Genomic DNA, 16,775 nt, shown 5'->3' on the forward strand with positions numbered 1-16,775 from the left:
CGCCCGCTTTCAGGTGCCCGGACTCAGGTCTTTGTACATAAACGTCGTCGGCTCCAACCTGTCTTCAAAAGGGTTGCGGCAATAGTTAGGGATTTCGCCGGCGATCTGAAATCCCAGACTTTGATACAAAAGACGGGATGGATCCGAGCTGCGTGTGTCCAGTACCAGCATGGTTCTTCCCAGTTCTGAAGCGCGGCATTCAAGAGCATGCATCAAAGTACGTCCGAGCCCACGTCGCCTGGCGTCCGGATGAACAAGCAGCTTCGCCACATCGGCGCGATGCGGTTGATTAGGCATGGTCGCCGGAATCAGTTGCACCGTTCCCAAAACGCGCCCTTCGCCATAGACGACGAACAGATCCAGACCGCCCGCACCCAGCTCGGACTGTACGCGCGTTGTCCAATAGGCTCGGGCATCATCGGGCAAGAAGGGGAGTATGAACCCGATGCTGGCACCGGTATGCACGCAGGCGTGTAGGATATCCGTCAGATCATCCAACACGTCTGGGAAGTAATCCGCGGTCAGTCGGGTGATCATATCAGCACCAGAATGTAGCGCGCACCACGCCGTGCGCCTGTTTCAAATCGGGTCGGCCCGGACAGGTGATAGCGCAGGCAATCACCGCCAGACAGCACATGCGCAGTATTGTCGACCGTCAGGGTCAACATGCCGTCCAGCATGATCAGGTGATGTTCCTGGCCCGGTTTTGGGGGGGCCTGGTACGTGATATCTGTACCGCGAGGCAGGTGACACTCCAGCACCTCTCCGGTCAGGCCAGCCGAGAGTGGAGAAACGGAGCGTCGGGTAAAACCCGTTTCTGGATCGCGCCATTCAGCCTGTCGGTCAAAAGGGACTTTGGGGTCAAAACTGTCTTCGACCATCATCAGCAAACGTGACATCGGCACGCCGTAAGCCGCGCACAAGCGCCCGAGGCTTTCGGCGGTCGGGCTGACCTCGCCCTTTTCCATCCGGGACAAGGTGGCCCTGCTGATACCACTATGTTCTGACAATTGATCCAGGGACCAACGGCGCGCCTTGCGAAGCTCGCCCAGATGGTTTGCGAGTCTGTTTGAGAGATCGTCCAACATAGTTCATATCCGAGAATCAGTTCCGAATATGAGAAAAGTAACTGAAATATATAACCACGCAACAAAAAAGAGTGCAGAATAATCTGCACCCTTGGCCTGCGTGGTTCTTTGGGTTGAATTACTTCCAGCCAACCTCATTGAAGATTTTCTGAGCGTCGGGAACGTTCTTCGCAACTGCCGAAAGGTCAACAGCGTCGGCCTGATAGTCACCCAGAGCGGCAACCGAAGCAGACAGGGCCACGCCCTCAACAGTCGGGTATTCGTCGTTACCCGCCGAGAAGTACTGTTGCGCCTGATCGCTTGCCAGATACTCCAGGAACATGATCGCGTTCTCTTTGTTCGGGGCATGTGCTGCTACGCCGCCACCCGACAGGTTTACGTGTGCCCCGTTGCCGCCTTGATCCGGGAAGACCCAGCCGATCATCTCGCGGTCGGCCGAGACACCATCAACGTCTTTGCGGATAGCGCGGGCAAAATAATAGGTGTTCGACATCGAGATGTCGCACTCGCCGGATACGATGCCGCGCAGTTGGTCGGTATCCCCACCCTGCGGATCACGGGCAAAGTTCGCAACCACACCTTCGGCCCATTCTTTGGCAGCATCGGCGCCAGCATGCTCGATGATGGCCGCCAGGATCGTCTGGCTGTACACGTTAGAGCTCGAGCGGATGCAGACCATCCCCTTATATTTGGGATCAGCCAGTTCGGCATAGGTCTGTGGCGGTTCGCTCACGTCGTTCTTGTCATAGAACAGGATCCGGGCACGCTGAGAGAAGCCGAACCATTCGTTATCGCTGTCCTGAAGGTTGGATGGGATACGCTCTTCCAGAACGGCGCTGTCGATCGACTGCAGAACCCCTGCGTTTTTGGCGCGTTCCAGGCGCGACGTATCGACGGTCAGCAGAATGTCTGCAGGAGAATTGGCACCTTCGGCTTCCATCCGGGCAATCAGCTCGTCGGCCTTGCCTTCGATACGGTTGATCTTGATGCCAGTCGCGTCTTCGAAATCCGAATACAAGCGCTCATCCGTGTCATAGTGGCGTGAGGAATAGAGGTTCAACTCACCTTCGGCGGCCGCCGAGGTGGCAACGACGGCTGTCAAAGCGGCCGCAATACAGGTCGAGGATTTCAGCATGATGTCTCCCAACATAGTAAATCTCGTGGCGGAGTTTAATCCGACTGATTTGGTCAATTAAACGATTCTGCGATAGATGCAACAAAAACTGACAAATTTAGTCGGTCAAATGGTCGCTGGTGTGAAATTACAAGTATGACGACGGGAATTGGCGTCGCTAGGGCATGAAACAAATGTCTGCGTCTAGCCCAACTCGCTCATTGGACAGGGTACAGCAAACGAGAGGTTTCAGGTTTCTGCGTAACGTCGTAACCGCTCGTCCAGCGAGCCAATGTGCAATTCAAACATGTGGTTGTCATGGTCATAGAAATAGATCGAGTGTCCTTCACCATCAACGCGCGAGCGACCTTCTCGGACTTCCAATCCTAGCGCCTGTATCCGCTGTAGCCTGTCATCGTATTCATCGGCTGCCATTTTGAAAGCCACATGGTTGTAGGTCTTCTCTGCAAGGGGCTCGCCCTCCATAGTCGCAACCCAAACACCGCCAATATCGAAAAAGCGTTCCTTCGAAAGCGAAAAAGTCTTCTCTCCGCTGTCGTAGATTTTCTTTGCGTCCAGAACACTCGTTAGCATCTCCTCCATCTTATCGAGATCGCTCACGATGAACGTCATGTGACTTAACCCTTCGATCACTGCTTAGCCTCCGGCTTTTCTTTTCTTCACACCATTCCAGACACCCGGCCAACAGCAGCAAAGCCCGCAACTTGACCCTTGGCCGTCGTCGCCTCGCTGAGCGCTTACGAACAGTTATCATGCGGCACTGCGATACCAAAAGCTGAGCAGATGCAGAAACGTTTCTGCTGCGAGCGCACGCAGCGAGAAAACCGAATTCATAGGTTGGGTTCGCAGCAGACATCGGAGGTAGTGCATTGTAACCCCCTGCCCCACATCTGACAAATCTCGAGGACGACCCAAGGCGGACATCCAAAAGTGTACTTCTCTCTGCACCGCGGCTTTTGCTTTGCGGTCGTTCCGCCCTTCGCACTCCACTCAAGCTGATCTTGCGGGTACTACTTCGAGTGGTTATGTTGTGAATGCTTTTAGGGAAAGCGTCCAGGTCCGCGGAAAGCTGTCATCGGCATCTCTATCAACAAGACGACAACCTTCTTTCGGTATGTCTCATGCTCGTTTCCAGCGGACCATCGAGCCAAAAGTGAGGACACCGATGACAAAATCCCTGGACCAATTGCGCCGCGACGCCAAAGCACTTCGCAAAGCCTATGAAGCAGGCGAATTGCGTGCCCGTCAACGCATCGCAAACTATCCACCTCGACCGGAGGCAACAGCTCTTAAACACTCCGACTATTTGCACGTCATTGCGCGCGAGCACAGTTTTCCGTCCTGGCCTGCCCTAAAGTTCGCGGCCGATTTGCTTGGCATGGACAAAGCCGCCAAGCGGCAACGCCTGAAACTGGCGCTTGCTCAAGGTCACTTCACCGCTGTTGATCAACTTCTTGCTGACACACCAGACTTGGCAGACGGAGATTTCGGGCTTTGTCTGGCCCTTTATCGCAAGTCCGACGTAAGGAAACTTCTAGACCGGACGCCTAAATTGGCGACGCAGCTCATTGGCGATCTGGCGCCTCCTCTTACGATCCTTGCCCGATCCAAGTGGATCCATCGCGCACCTGAGCTGGCTAGTGACATGCTTGATATCGCGAATGCACTTCTGAAATCTGGTGCTGATGTCGATCTCGGTGCGCCGGTCTATCATGGCAACGACTATAAGCTATCGCCGCTTTACTTCGCCATCGGCCATGCCGACAATATGGTTCTTGGGCAATGGTTGCTAGAGAACGGAGCAAATCCGAACGACGGCGAGAGCCTTTATCACTCTACCGAGCTCGGTCATCATAAGGGATTACAACTGCTTCTGGATCATGGCGCCGACCCGAAGGGGACAAACGCATTGCTGCGCGCGATGGACTTCCATGACACAACGGCGGTTCAGATGCTTCTCAACCATGGGGCTAAAGTAGATGAATTTGACGGGACGCATGTTGGCGGCGAAGCACCATGGGTCGTTCCTGCGCTACACCAAGCGGCGCGAAGGATGGCCACACCAGATATGGTGGAACTTCTTCTTGAAAATGGCGCCGAATTGAACCGCCCTTTCGAGAACACAACGCCCTATGCTTATGCGCGAGTGTTTGGAAATGCCAGTTTGGCGAGGGTGCTCGAAGAGCGCGGCGCAGATACTGATTTGAGTGAGATCGAAACACTACTAGCTGCTGTTGCCGATGGCGTTCAGCCGTCGGGCAAAGTTGATCCAGACACGATACCTGACGCTTACCGCAATATCATCCGAATGATCTTGCATATCCCGGGCAAACTGGATCACATTCAACGGCTGGTCGCCGTAGGAGTTGAATATGACCGCCCGGATACCGAAGGATTGACGCCGGTGCAGGTCGCCGGGTGGGAGGGCTTGCCAGAGGTCATGGAATACCTTCTGTCGTTAAAGCCAGACCTGACACATGTGAACGGCTATGGGGGAACACTTCTGTCGACAATTATTCATGGATCGGAGAACTGCCCGCAACGATTAGACCGCGACTATACTCGGTGTCTGAGTCTGGCGCTGCGGGAAGGTGTCGCTCTCCCGCACCGCGCCATAGAACTGGCAAGCCAGGATACCGTATCTGAATTTTTGTCAGATTGGGCGGAACGATATCCCGATCAAGTTGTCGACGGTGGTATCGCCTAAACTGGTTTATGCGATCATGTCAGCAGGAGATGGCGAAGGCGGAAGGCCGGATTGACCAGAACATTCCGCCTCCGGTCGCGTTAGGAATTCGAAAAGAAATCCGTTACAGCGTCGATGATCATCTCATGCTTGGCAGCACGCGCTGTGCCACCATCTGAGCAGATGATCTCGTCTCCCGGTTCTTCTTTTGCCAGAAGTTCATAGCCTTCAGGCTTGCAGCGGCCCAAGAAATCGAAATGCGATAACGTCTTCGGCTCGATATAGCGCGAATTGCTCTCTGGTAGGGCAGCAATCAACGCGCGGGATTCAATGTCGAGCGTCAGACCCGAATTCATGATTGGTGCCCCAAAGACAAGCATGGGTCGGTCAATTTGACGAAGGCTGGTGCCGGAAAAGCTCTGAGTTCCGCCAAGGTCAAAAACGGCAAATGCCTTGATCCGGCTGTCGGACAGATCGGCCTCCATCTGAACGCGATCTTCAGGTGTTTGCGCGATTTTCCAATTCGAAAGGATGCCACAGGCCAGCTCGTCTGGCTGAATGGCGCAAAACTGACTTAACCCAGCCGCGTCGTAGCGCGCACCGGCCAGGGCAACAGCCGTGAACCCACCCAGTGAGTGTCCCGCCATATAGATCCTGTCTGAATCGACATATTGCGAAAAATCAGATGCGCCAGTCGCATGGTCGATAACACGGGAAATGTCCTTAGGCCGCTCCCATAGTTGCCGCGTTAGATCGGGATCGCGGGACCAGGTTGACGTACCAGGATGGCTGACCGCGGCCACAATGTAACCGCGTTGCGCTAGGGCCCCGGCAAGCCACGCCTGATTGTAAGCGTTACCAAACATACCATGAGATAAGACAACAAGCGGGAACCGGCTCGTCGCTGGCGCAGCATCTTTCACAACTTTCGTCCCCACCCACACTTCACTGTCGAAGTCATAAGTTTCTGGCCCAGTGGCATCTGTTGGATACCAAATAAACCCGGACAGATGGCGTTCTCCCTCGACGTCGGCGATCTTGAGTTCTGTCATTGCAGACCGGTACGGCTGGGCAAATGCCGTGGCTGCGCACATAGCTAAGATTCCAGCAAAAAGGTAAGAAGTTTGTCTCATCGAAAGCTCCGATCATCGTTCAAGATACGTCAAAGCTGAGCCGTAGGTTTATTTGAAACAATGAGTTGCACTGCCTATACCTGTCCTTGATCTTGATCGAGGACAGGTCGCGATAGAAAGAGGACAAATGGACAGCCCCGGGTTGATCAGTTTCCCCTTGCCGCTGGCGACAGCGCTGCTTTGCGGTGTGCTTACCATGCTGGCCTGGCGTCTGGATCTGGGCTTTCGTCTGGCCAACATGTTGTTCTCGGCCTTTTTTGGGTTGGGCGCCTTCTCATCCCTGTTGGTCGGTCTGCGGTTTGGCTATCGAATCGAGGAGTTGATCCCGCTGCAACGCACGTTGCCCTTGTTCCTCGGGCCACTCCTTTATCTGAGCTTTGCATCGATGGCTCTCGAAAGGCACGACGTCGCCAAGATCGTCTTCGTGCACCTGGCTGCGCCGTTCATTTTGATCGGGTTGTACCTGCTCTTGGCCAGCGACTTGAGAAGTCTGGATTGGGTTATCAGTGCCAGCTATTCGTATTATTGCGTCGCTCTCTTTTTACTTTGGCGGAAGGGTCCCGACGCACTGATTCAAGCACGGGTCGATGTTATCCAGACCCTTTCCAACTGGCTTTTACGCGGCATTGGGTTTCTCGTCTTTGTACTTGTTTTGGACACTGCGATCGCAATCGACTTTGCGGTTAACAAGGGCGCCAATGCCTCAATACTGATTTCTTACGGAACTGTTCCGTTGATCTTTCTTCTTCTTGCGACATCAATCACGCTCCCATTGATGTTTTCCAAGGTCAACACGGCGTCAAACTCAGCGTCAGTTGCCAGTACTGAAGACGCAGAAGTCGTGGATCGACTGCAGGTATTGATGGATGAACAACAGCTTTTTCTGGACCCCAACATTACCGTTCAACGACTTGCCAAGCGCCTGAGCCTTCCCGCCCGCACCTTGTCGTCTGCTGTCAACAGAACTCAGGGAACCAACATGTCGCAATACGTGAACGAGTTTCGTTTGGCTCATGCGGCCCGGTTGCTTGCCGACACTGACGAAAGCGTTGCCAAAATCGCTACTCAATCAGGGTTCATAGCACGTTCAAACTTCTATCGTGCATTCCAACGGGTCTACGGACAATCGCCTATCGAGTACCGAACACTACGCAAATCAACGCAGAAACCTCGGTTCGACGGTCAAAATCCGCTAGACGCTAAATGAGTCAGCTCGGCGAAAGTAATCGGTCACAAATCAAATGACCGTAGTAGCCCATGAGAGACATCAACAGCTACCGGGATGCAGCTACTGCCCACTTTTTCGACGTTCGTCGCAAACGCAAAACTTTGAGATTAGTGAATTCACCAAACGCGGACAAAGATTGCTTTAGTTGCAAACGGTTTAACCTCATGCGCTACGACGCGTAAATTGAACGCTCATGCTTTCCACTCGTCTTTTCGAATTTCATTGTAACCACCCACGTGATACTTCAAACCTGTCCTGGGAGCCAAAGTACGATTGCGGGGAAGGCAACGAGCATTGCGATTGTCGCCGCATCCGCCAGAAAGAAGGGTGTTACGCCTTTAAAGACATCCTGAACGCTTAGATCATCGCGCACGCCAGCCACGACAAAGCAGTTCAATCCAATCGGTGGCGTGATCAGACAGAACTCGGCCATTTTGACGACCAGGATACCGAACCAGATTGCACACATTGGCCCAGACATGCCGAAGGTACTGTCGGCTGCACTTACGGCGTCGCCACCGTTCAGCGCCATGACGGCGGGGTAGACGACCGGCAGTGTCAGCAGCAGCATCCCGATCGCATCCATGAACATGCCCAGAACCGCGTAGGCCAGAAGAATGCAGATCAGGATCAACATGGGTGACATCTCAAGCGAGGTTATCCAGTCGGAAAAGGCGCTTGGCAGCTCAGCAAATCCCAGAAAGCGAACGTAGACCAACACGCCCCAGATAATGGTAAAGATCATTACGCTCAGCTTGGCGGTTTCCAAAAGCGCGTCTTTGAGCTCAGACCAGCGCATGCCCTGGTACAGCGCCATCAAGAAGACAACGAAGGCACCGATTGCGCCGCCCTCGGTTGGCGTGCCCCAAGCATCGCCTCCGAATGGGTTGTAGACAAAGAAGATAATCGTCACGACGACAAACAAGATAGGCAGTGCGGGCGGCAAAGACATGAATCGCTCTTTCCATGTAAAGCCTGAGACTGCCGGACCAAAGTCTTTGATCACAACGGCCATGCCAATGATCAACAAGCCGTAGATCAGCGCCGAGAACATGCCCGGAATGAAACCGGCTAAAAGCAGTTTGCCCACGTCTTGCTCCACGATGATCGCGTAGATGACCAGAATTGCCGAGGGAGGGATGAGCGAGGCCAACGTGCCGCCTGCAGCGACGACACCTGCAGCAAAGCGCTTGTCGTAGCCGATTTTCAGCATCTCGGGGATGGCGATGCGGGCGAAAACGGCTGACGTGGCGACCGAGGCTCCTGAAACCGCAGCGAACCCGGCGGTCGCGAAGACAGTCGAAACCGCCAGCCCGCCTGGAACCCAGGCAAGCCAACGCTTGGCGGCTTCAAACAGCGCTTTGGTCAAGCCTGCATAGTAGGCAAGGTAACCGATCAGGATGAAAGTCGGAATGAGGCTGAGCGCCTGGCTTGAGATCTTAGAATGTGGCACCTGACCGGCGGTTTTAACGGCCACAGTCACAGCCTTGCCGAACCGCGCTGGATCGTATCCGAACTTTGCCCAGAAAATCCAGATTAGACCAACCATGCCCGCAGTCGCAGCGGCAAAAGCCACACGCATTCCAAGCACCACAAGAACAAGCATACCGCCAGAGACAATCAGGCCAATATCAATGGGCTCCATCAGATTTTACCTCAGTTGTCGTGGCCCGAGACATGCTCGGCTTCCATCGCAGCCTGAGTGGCGGCGTCAGCGATCAGCGGGATGGCGATGGGCGATTGATCAGGGTGACGGATGGCGCGACCGTAGGCCCAGAGCTGCAGAAAGAGCCTTAGACAAAGAACACTGAAGGCCACCGGGGCCAACAGCTTGGCGGGCCACAGCGGAATGCCGATATCGATTGAGCTGTCGCGGCTCCAAAGCGGTGCGCCAAAGTCGAAACTGCGTGCGAAATGCGCCCAACTTCCCCAGATCAGCAAGACGATCAGCGCCAGAATGACAGCGGTCGTCACGAATTCGACAATGTACAACGTTCGCCCTTTTAGTGCGCCCACAACCATGTCCATTCGAATGTGACCACCATCGCGCTGTGCGTAGGATATGCCCATGAAGGCGATCAGCGGCATCGCCTGCTCGATCCAGTCGACATAGCCAGGCAATGGGGCGTTGGCGAAATTTCTGCCGCCGACGGAAACCACAGCCATCAGCATCAGGGAAAAGACTGCCAGACCGCTGATCAGGGCCAAAAAACCTTCGAGCTTGTAGAGGCGCTGATCAAGAATGCTAAGACGGCTGTCGTCGGACAGCACAAGGGATGACGCGGCCATCGTTTCCTCCGCTATCAGGAAAGAAAGACTACCCGGCGGCCGTTTTGCCGCCGGGTAGTGAGTGGACTAGCTACCGTTTTCGATCTTCCCGGTCACAAGATCATAAAGCTCTTGTGCTGGTAGGCCGCGTTCGGTGTTATCTGCAATCCAAGCCTCTGCAGCGGGTGCGGCGGCTGCTTCTTTGAACGCTGCGATTTCTTCATCGCTGAACGTGACCCGTTCGATGCCGCGCTGATCCAGCTCGGGGCCCCAGGCTTCCATCGTTTTGGTCTGGTAGTGGGAAACGTAGTGATCCAGCGCTTCATCAACCGAACCGATCAGAGCCTCACGATGCTCATCTGAAAGGCCTTCCAGTGCAAGTGTGTTCACCACGACCGGGCAGTTGACGGTTCCGGGGTTCAGGTTCGTCGTCCACCACGTACCGTTCTCAATGGTCCCGAAGGACATATGGGCGTGCGGTGCAAAGCTGACGGCCTTGACGATACCGCTGTCCATTGCCTGACGTACTTCGGACGCGGACATCGAAGTTGGAACCGCGCCAACTGTCTCCATTGCCTTGCCGATACCGCCGGTAGCACGCACACTCAGACCTTCAAAATCCGCCAGAGATTTCGGCGCTTCACCAACACCGACAAGGTTGTATTGCGGCAGGGGCGACGGCATCAGTAGGGTCGCGTCCCAGCGGGCCAGATCCTCGATCACCGCCGGGTGCTGGTAGACAGCCATCGACAAGTCGACTTCCTGTTCCAGTGATGTCACGCCCAAGAACGGCAGTTCCAGAACCGTGATCGATGGGTTCTTGTCGCGGTGATAGCCAGCGCAGAACTGGGCCATTTCAAAAGCACCGATCGAAATACCGTCGAGGTTTTCCTTGTTCTTCGACAGCCCGCCGTAGCTGATGTTCAGGGTAAACTCGCCGTTGGTCTTTTCGTTCACCAGTTCGGCAAGTTTTTCGACATGCTCGGTAAAGGCGCGGCGCTTGCCCCAAAGGGAAACATTCCATTCAACGGCCAATGCCTCAGATGCGACGGTCAGCGACAGGACGGCAATGGCCGCCCGATTAAGGTGTTTGCGCATAGTGGCTCCTCCCAGATCACGCAATTCGTTTGGGCGGAGTATTCAGAATGCGACGCTTGCTGACTATGAAGGAAAATGCGGGCCATATTCCAGGTGCTCTGCGGATTTCCGCAGGGCTGTATCGCTTACAATAATGCCTCTTTATCGAGACCAAGTTTAGCGATCTTTTCGTTGAGAGTACGTCGTCCGATTCCAAGCGCTTCGGCGGCGGCATCCATACGGCCTTTGTGCGCCTTTATGGCTTTGCCAATGAGCTCGCGTTCGAAAGCAGCAACCGCTTCGCGCAGCGTATCCGGCACATCGTCAAAGTGCTGATCGCTTTGGATAGCCTGCGCCACCGACCCTCCTCCGCGTCGGGCCGCCAAAATGCGCCGTTCGCAGACATGGCGCAATTCACGCACATTGCCGGGCCAGTCATGTGCAAGCAAAGCGGCGAGATCGTCCTGATTGAGCTCTGGCGCATCGATCTCGTAAACCTGAGCGTATTCGTTCAGAAAATGCGTTGCCAAAAGAACCAGATCATCCCGTCTTTGCCGCAACGGAGGCAAAGTCAATACGACCGTGTTCAATCGAAACAAAAGGTCCTGACGCAGGCGGCCTTCCTCGGCTGCCTGTACGACATCTTCGTTAGTCGCTGACACGACCCTGAAGCTTACCGGCAACGGCGAGACAGCACCTACCGGCAACACCTGCTGATCTTCGATTACCCTTAGCAGCTTGGCTTGAACCACGAGTGGACACGAGCAAATTTCATCCAGAAACAAGGTTCCACCCAAATCATGTAAGGCATGGGCTACGAGCTCCTTTCCGGTCCCTGTATCGCCTTGCAAAAGGACCGCAACAGAGGTGTCCGCAAGATCGAGAACCTCTTGCCGCAACGCTGTAATCGTATCGGTTTGGCCAAGCAAAATGCGGTCCAGTCCAGACAGTTTTAGCAGCCTGCCCTTCAGCCGCGCGTTGCTGTTACGCATGCGGCTTTGCTCAGCCGCGTGTGTCAGCACCGTCAGCAGACGGCGCGGCTCATAGGGTTTTTCGATGAACCCATATGCCCCATCCTGAATGGCTTGTACTGCCATCGGGATGTCGCCATGTGCGGAGATAATCACAACCGGCGGCGCGATCTGTTTATCCAGGCTGGCCAGTAGTTCAAGACCCGACATACCTGGCATCCGCACATCCGAAAGGATTACATCTGGCGTGGCACCGGTCAGATATTCCGCCACCTGTGTCGCGCGCGACACAGCGCTGACGCGCCACCCTGCGGCTTCGAGCAACTCGATAAGGGATTGTCGCATCGATTTATCATCGTCGACGATCAACACTTTGAAGGGTTGCTGTTGACTCATTCGTTCGCTTCTTCAGGTCGTGACGCTTTCGGGAAGGTGACACAGAATACCGTTCCACCGCCACTCCGGTTTCGGGCCGTCATTGTGCCATCGTGATCTTTGACAATGCTGGCGGAAATGGCCAACCCCAAACCCATGCCGCGGCCGCTCTCCCTTGTGGTTACAAATGGTTCTTGCAACTCGGCCAGTGTCGCCTCCCCTAAGCCGTGACCATTGTCTTGAATTTCAAGTGTGGCTTGGTCTTCGGAAACTGTGACGGCTATTCGAATTTCAGGCGCGCTCGTTTCGTCTGTTGCGTCCATGGCATTTCGCAACAAGTTGGTTATCACCTGTTCGACACGTAAAGCAATTCCTCGGATCAGAACTGGATTGGCTGGCACATCCAGGGAAACTTCCACTTTTGCCTGCTCAATATTCGGATCGACCAGGGCCAAGGCGGCGCGCACAGAGTTGCACAGATCGACGTTATCGAACGGTTCGTTTTCCGAACGAGCGAAGAACCGCAACTGGCGTGTTATGCCCTCCATGCGATCTACAAGGCTGCCGACTTTCTGCGTTAGCGAGGTTTGGCCAGACGTGCCGATCTCGGCCGCCACCAGATGGTTGCGCATGGCGGCAATGGGTTGACCCAGTTCGTGCGTGACAGACGCAGAGAGTTGCCCCAAAGCAGCCAGCCGACTTGCGCGCTCCAACTCGCCTTGTGTGCGCTTGAGGCGTCGTTCCGCAGTCTTCCGGTCGTCGATTTCGATTGCAAGCCGCTCGTTTGCCTGACGCAGTTGTGCCTCTTCCTGCTCAGATCTTGCCAACGCAGCCCCGACGCGGCGCGTTCGTTGTACTTGCAGGAAGATGAACGCCACACCCGCAAGAAGGACGAAGAGAGCGGTGACCAGCCAGCTTCGCGCGACTGCTCGGTCGTCACTTGCAAAATAGTGAAGTGACCAACCATGTGGCAGGTCAGTTGCGGCCAGATGAAGACGTTTCGCCCCTGAAATCCTGGCTTGGTTTCCCGGCAACTGGATCCAGTCCAACGGATCAAGCTGATGACCTGTAAATTGCCGAGCCTGTCTGATCCTTTCCTGTTGTTGATCAGAAAGCGGATTCAACACACGGTACTGCCAATCCGGATCAGAGGACAAAAGAACAACTCCGTCCTCGTTTGCCAGCAGGACCTGCTCACCAGAATTTCTCCAACTTTCCTGAAGATCCGAAAAATCAATCTTGATCGCAATGACACCGGTCGGTGCGGCCGCGTCGTTGAGTACCACATTGGCAATAAAGTATCCCGGCAGACCGGTTGTCGCTCCAATTGCATAAAACTGCCCTTGCTCACCCGAGAGTGCGTTCTGAAAGTACGGGCGGAAGGCGTAGTTTTGACCCACAAAGCTTCCGACATCGCGGTAATTCGATGCGGAAATGGTGATACCGTTTTTATCCATTAGGTAAATCGCATCCAGACCTGCCTGCGCCGCGAAATCCTCGAGGCGCCGGTTCAACGTTCCTGTGCCGTCTCCTTCGGCTGTTCCGATGACAAAGGGGTCTTTTGACAGCACATATGTGAGGTGGGAAAACCGCTCCAACTCGGCCTTTACCGAGCTTTTGTACAGAGACAGCCGCCCCAGAACCTTGGAGTGTTCTTCTGAAAGGAAATATTGATAGGACATCAGATAGAGGCCAAGGCTGGCGACAGCGGCCCCAAAAAAACCAACAATGTACGGCATTGAACGCATTGACTGCCCATTATTTGCGACCGCATAGGATCACAGACGGTTTTTGCCGTCCATCCCAAGACCTCTAATCCCAAATTTGAGTTTTCTGGAAACAAAGGCCGAACAGGATTTCTATAGTCCGCCATTAAGCTAAGCGTTCTTTCTGACTTACACAGACCACAAACTTCAGCAGCGAATACAAAACGACGACAACTCGCCTGCACGGAAAAACGCTGCTACGAAAGTCCGTTTCGCCAATCTAGAAATTCCGCAAGTAGTAGCCCCCTAATACCACCTCCTCGTAAACAAATGCTAGGAGCATTCGATAGGAGGAGCCATGACCAAACTTGCGCATTCCATGATCCGCGTGATCAACGAGGATACATCCGTCTCGTTCTATCAGAGGGCCTTCGATTTAGAGATTGTCGACCGCCTGGACTTTGAGAAGTTCACGTTGATCTACATGGCGTTGCCCACTGCCAACTTCGAAATCGAACTGACCGTCAACAAAGAGCGCGACACACCTTACGACATTGGGGATGGATACGGTCATCTGGCAATCGTTGTTGATGATCTTGAGGCCGCCAGGGCCAAGACTGAAACCGCCGGAGCAACACCAAAAGACATCGTCGACTTTTGTCCCGGTGGAGATCGTGTCGCGCGTTTCTTTTTTGTGAACGATCCCGACGGTTATCAGATCGAGGTCATCGAGAAGGGTGGTCGCTTTGCCTAAGACCACAGAAGCATAAAGGGAGGAAACCATGCTTTATAAGCTCGAATTTACTGTTGAGTACGATTCAACGATGGCGCAACAAGGCCTGCTTGGCGTCTGGGAGGAGGAAGCTGAGGCAGCTCTTGGCGCAAAAGATGCGGGCGTTGTCAAAGACCTTTGGAAAGTAGTCGGGGAGCGCAAAGTTGTCGCTATCGTTGAAGTTGAGAACCCCGATGTCCTCGACCGCATTCTGTTCGATTTGCCTATCATGCAGAAGATGGGTCATCATGTGCAGGTCGAGGTCAAATCTCTGCGCCGTTATGAAGACTTTGCAGCTGATGTCAAAAGCCGGATCGGCCGCGCTGCCTAATAGGAGACGTCGAAATGTGCCAACTCTTTATCGATGCTGATCCGGCACTTTGGGCGTCTCATACCCGCTCGTTCCGTATGGATGGGATGGTCACAAGTGTCCGCATGGAAGAACTCTTCTGGCGGACGCTGGAAACGATTGGCGAGCGAGATGATCTCAGCGTTCCGCAATTGCTGCATCGTCTCTACAATGAAAGCCTGGATGCCGGGCATGACGTTGGTAACTTCACATCCTTCTTGCGCGTGTGCTGCCTGCGATACCTTGATTTACAGATGAGAGGGCTCATTCCGGTCGAGGAGCGCGTCCAGCTTTCTCAGCTACCCGCCGCCGACATTCTTGCGCTTGAGTCTGATGAACGCGAGAAAGCTGCGCCGCGTCTGCTCTAAAGTATGCTGCCGTCCAACTCGTGACTGATCTACTTCGATTTTGGCCTTCTCGGTCACTTGGTAGCACAATTTCTGATTGTTATTGGCGGCTCGATCGGCCTTGGGTGGTCTCGCTCTCCTCGGCCTGTTTAATGAATGATCATTCATTCTGAACAGCTACGAGGTTAACTATTTCGAAAGCGTAAACTCATCGGACAAGGAAACCCTCGTGCTAGTCCACCGATTGGATGGCGACAAGAACAGTTTCCTTCAGTCTGGCGGGATATTTTCCGGGCGCTATCATCTCGTTCTAACGGACCTCGCCGGACACGGCGGGAACGCGGAATCCGAGCCGGGACTACTCCATAGATAGGCACTCGTCTGTCCTGCCTGCGTTCCTGCGCAATTGATATGGATGAGTTCCACCTTGTCGGGATTTCCATGGGCGGCCACACGTCTTCCGCCTACGCGATCAAATACTCCGACGATGTCAAAAAGCTCGTTCTGCTGAATGCGGCCACGCTCAAGCTTAACGATCATGCCACCTAAACTGGATTCGGAAAAGACATCGAAACCGACGAAGAATTCGAATTCAGAACTGATCACGATAGAGAATGCTGGCCGTGTTCGGCAAATCGAGGTTCCTGATATCGTTGCGAATGGAATCCGTGCTTTCCTGAGTGCCCGTAAATACGGGGAAAGGCTCACTGCAATGCCACTACCAGCAGCAATCTGTTCAGCAACCTCCACCGCAACCTGGTCCGACGGTCGATTCTAAGACACTAGTTTTCCCGAGGGCGGAAAGCTTCAAGTACCTCGACATCGACGGATTGAATGCATGCGAACCGCTCGGTTGGATCGTTTGTGACCACCCAACTGTGTTGAGTTTTAGCGACCAAAACCGTTTCATTAGGAAGGATGCCTGACCAGTCGAAATCCATCGTCACCGAATAGGTGTTGGAAGCTGTTTCTTCAGCTTGGAAGTTGCTGATGAGATGGGTGCTCGCGACCACCTGGGAGCCTGGTCCTGCCAGCCACGCAGCAACGCCGTCAAAGTCGGTGATCGCGCCGCTCGAAAAGTTCAATGAGAAATCATCAGCGAGGATTTCGCGCACCGGCTCCGCATTGCGTGATGGATCTTCGATAAGCGCAAGCCAGTAATGCACAAGACTCCGCATCCGGTTAGTGGGGTAAGCATCCTTGAAGTCTTCAGCTTCGGTTTCAGCATCCTGCTCAATCAGAACGTTGGACAGTAGCGGTAAGACCGTTTCCCCAGGCACCATTTCGACGGTGTAACTTAGATCAGCCTGCCGCACCGCACCGTCCGGTAACATGCCCCGATTCTGGTAAGTGATCTGAGCGTTGAGCGTCATAGCCCCCTCATCACCATGCTCGATAGCGACCGACTGCACGTGATGCGCATTGTTCCAAGTATCCGGGAGTTGTGACACACGTGCCGCATATTCGTCATGACCTCTGGCTGTCCCCAAACCAGATGTGACGACCACATCTTCGGCGAGAATATCGATGGCGTTCGACACGCCGCCCTCGACACGCTCGTAGAACTGATACCATCGGTAGTATTGGGCCAGTGCCGCATGTTCCTGAAAACCCCGGCGAATCTCATCTTCCGTCATCTG

General features: G+C 54.3%; 17 protein-coding genes. 6 read left to right on the top strand and 11 right to left on the bottom strand.

What is annotated here, in order from left to right:
- Window positions 1-9: 9 nt before the first annotated feature.
- From ACR0BU_RS09380 to fosX, 4 genes are all read right to left on the bottom strand, one after another.
- The gene (locus ACR0BU_RS09380; RefSeq protein ID WP_480736973.1) at window positions 10-537 is read right to left on the bottom strand and encodes an N-acetyltransferase family protein; all 528 of its coding nucleotides are present in this window, start codon (window positions 535-537) and stop codon (window positions 10-12) included.
- Entirely contained in the window at window positions 534-1,088 is a 555-nt protein-coding gene (locus ACR0BU_RS09385) for a helix-turn-helix domain-containing protein (RefSeq protein ID WP_480736974.1), read from the bottom strand. The genes ACR0BU_RS09380 and ACR0BU_RS09385 overlap by 4 nt, the downstream gene beginning before the upstream one ends.
- Before the next feature lie 118 nt (window positions 1,089-1,206).
- Window positions 1,207-2,223, bottom strand: a complete 1,017-nt coding sequence (locus ACR0BU_RS09390; protein ID WP_480737302.1) for a Fe(3+) ABC transporter substrate-binding protein — start codon at window positions 2,221-2,223, stop codon at window positions 1,207-1,209.
- A 228-nt stretch (window positions 2,224-2,451) separates the two neighbouring features.
- A complete protein-coding gene (fosX, locus tag ACR0BU_RS09395; protein WP_480736976.1) occupies window positions 2,452-2,856 on the bottom strand; it encodes a FosX/FosE/FosI family fosfomycin resistance hydrolase in 405 nt (134 codons plus the stop codon).
- A gap of 532 nt (window positions 2,857-3,388) precedes the next feature.
- Here fosX and ACR0BU_RS09400 point away from each other — a divergent pair.
- Window positions 3,389-4,930, top strand: a complete 1,542-nt coding sequence (locus ACR0BU_RS09400) for an ankyrin repeat domain-containing protein (protein ID WP_480736978.1) — start codon at window positions 3,389-3,391, stop codon at window positions 4,928-4,930.
- Between the two features lie 80 nt (window positions 4,931-5,010).
- On the opposite strand, the gene ACR0BU_RS09405 is transcribed toward ACR0BU_RS09400, so the two are convergent.
- The gene (locus ACR0BU_RS09405) at window positions 5,011-6,042 is read right to left on the bottom strand and encodes an alpha/beta hydrolase family protein (protein WP_480736980.1); all 1,032 of its coding nucleotides are present in this window, start codon (window positions 6,040-6,042) and stop codon (window positions 5,011-5,013) included.
- Between the two features lie 127 nt (window positions 6,043-6,169).
- Between ACR0BU_RS09405 and ACR0BU_RS09410 the strand changes: the two genes are divergently transcribed.
- Window positions 6,170-7,249 carry a helix-turn-helix transcriptional regulator gene (locus ACR0BU_RS09410; protein ID WP_480736982.1) on the top strand — a complete coding sequence of 360 codons (1,080 nt, stop codon included), beginning with the start codon at window positions 6,170-6,172 and terminating at the stop codon, window positions 7,247-7,249.
- Between the two features lie 265 nt (window positions 7,250-7,514).
- Here ACR0BU_RS09410 and ACR0BU_RS09415 read toward each other — a convergent pair whose 3' ends face one another.
- From ACR0BU_RS09415 to ACR0BU_RS09435, 5 genes are all read right to left on the bottom strand, one after another.
- Entirely contained in the window at window positions 7,515-8,915 is a 1,401-nt protein-coding gene (locus ACR0BU_RS09415) for a TRAP transporter large permease (RefSeq protein ID WP_298934529.1), read from the bottom strand.
- Window positions 8,916-8,926: 11 nt separating this feature from the next.
- Complete coding sequence (locus tag ACR0BU_RS09420; RefSeq protein ID WP_480736984.1) at window positions 8,927-9,559, bottom strand: TRAP transporter small permease subunit; 633 nt, start codon at window positions 9,557-9,559, stop codon at window positions 8,927-8,929.
- A 66-nt stretch (window positions 9,560-9,625) separates the two neighbouring features.
- Window positions 9,626-10,636: a TRAP transporter substrate-binding protein DctP gene (gene dctP / locus ACR0BU_RS09425; RefSeq protein ID WP_480736985.1), complete on the bottom strand. Its 1,011-nt coding sequence runs from the start codon at window positions 10,634-10,636 to the stop codon at window positions 9,626-9,628.
- Between the two features lie 125 nt (window positions 10,637-10,761).
- Window positions 10,762-11,982 carry a sigma-54-dependent transcriptional regulator gene (locus ACR0BU_RS09430; RefSeq protein ID WP_480736987.1) on the bottom strand — a complete coding sequence of 407 codons (1,221 nt, stop codon included), beginning with the start codon at window positions 11,980-11,982 and terminating at the stop codon, window positions 10,762-10,764.
- Entirely contained in the window at window positions 11,979-13,709 is a 1,731-nt protein-coding gene (locus tag ACR0BU_RS09435) for a sensor histidine kinase (protein WP_480736988.1), read from the bottom strand. Before ACR0BU_RS09435 ends, ACR0BU_RS09430 begins: the two co-directional genes overlap by 4 nt.
- Before the next feature lie 316 nt (window positions 13,710-14,025).
- On the opposite strand from ACR0BU_RS09435, the gene ACR0BU_RS09440 reads away from it, so the two are divergent.
- The 4 genes from ACR0BU_RS09440 to ACR0BU_RS09455 all read left to right on the top strand — a co-directional run bounded on the left by ACR0BU_RS09440 (window position 14,026) and on the right by ACR0BU_RS09455 (window position 15,684).
- Window positions 14,026-14,421: a VOC family protein gene (locus tag ACR0BU_RS09440; RefSeq protein ID WP_298934524.1), complete on the top strand. Its 396-nt coding sequence runs from the start codon at window positions 14,026-14,028 to the stop codon at window positions 14,419-14,421.
- 28 nt (window positions 14,422-14,449) lie between these two features.
- Window positions 14,450-14,770 (top strand): muconolactone Delta-isomerase family protein, encoded by a 321-nt coding sequence (locus ACR0BU_RS09445; protein ID WP_480736990.1) that lies wholly within the window; start codon window positions 14,450-14,452, stop codon window positions 14,768-14,770.
- Between the two features lie 14 nt (window positions 14,771-14,784).
- Window positions 14,785-15,156, top strand: a complete 372-nt coding sequence (locus ACR0BU_RS09450) for a ribbon-helix-helix domain-containing protein (RefSeq protein WP_298934522.1) — start codon at window positions 14,785-14,787, stop codon at window positions 15,154-15,156.
- Window positions 15,157-15,546: 390 nt separating this feature from the next.
- A complete protein-coding gene (locus tag ACR0BU_RS09455) occupies window positions 15,547-15,684 on the top strand; it encodes an alpha/beta fold hydrolase (protein WP_480736992.1) in 138 nt (45 codons plus the stop codon).
- Between the two features lie 233 nt (window positions 15,685-15,917).
- Here the strand turns inward: ACR0BU_RS09455 and ACR0BU_RS09460 are convergent, their stop codons facing one another.
- Complete coding sequence (locus ACR0BU_RS09460) at window positions 15,918-16,772, bottom strand: nuclear transport factor 2-like protein (protein ID WP_480736993.1); 855 nt, start codon at window positions 16,770-16,772, stop codon at window positions 15,918-15,920.
- Between the last annotated feature and the right edge of the window lie 3 nt (window positions 16,773-16,775).

The organism is Ruegeria sp. CK2, assembly GCF_056536585.1.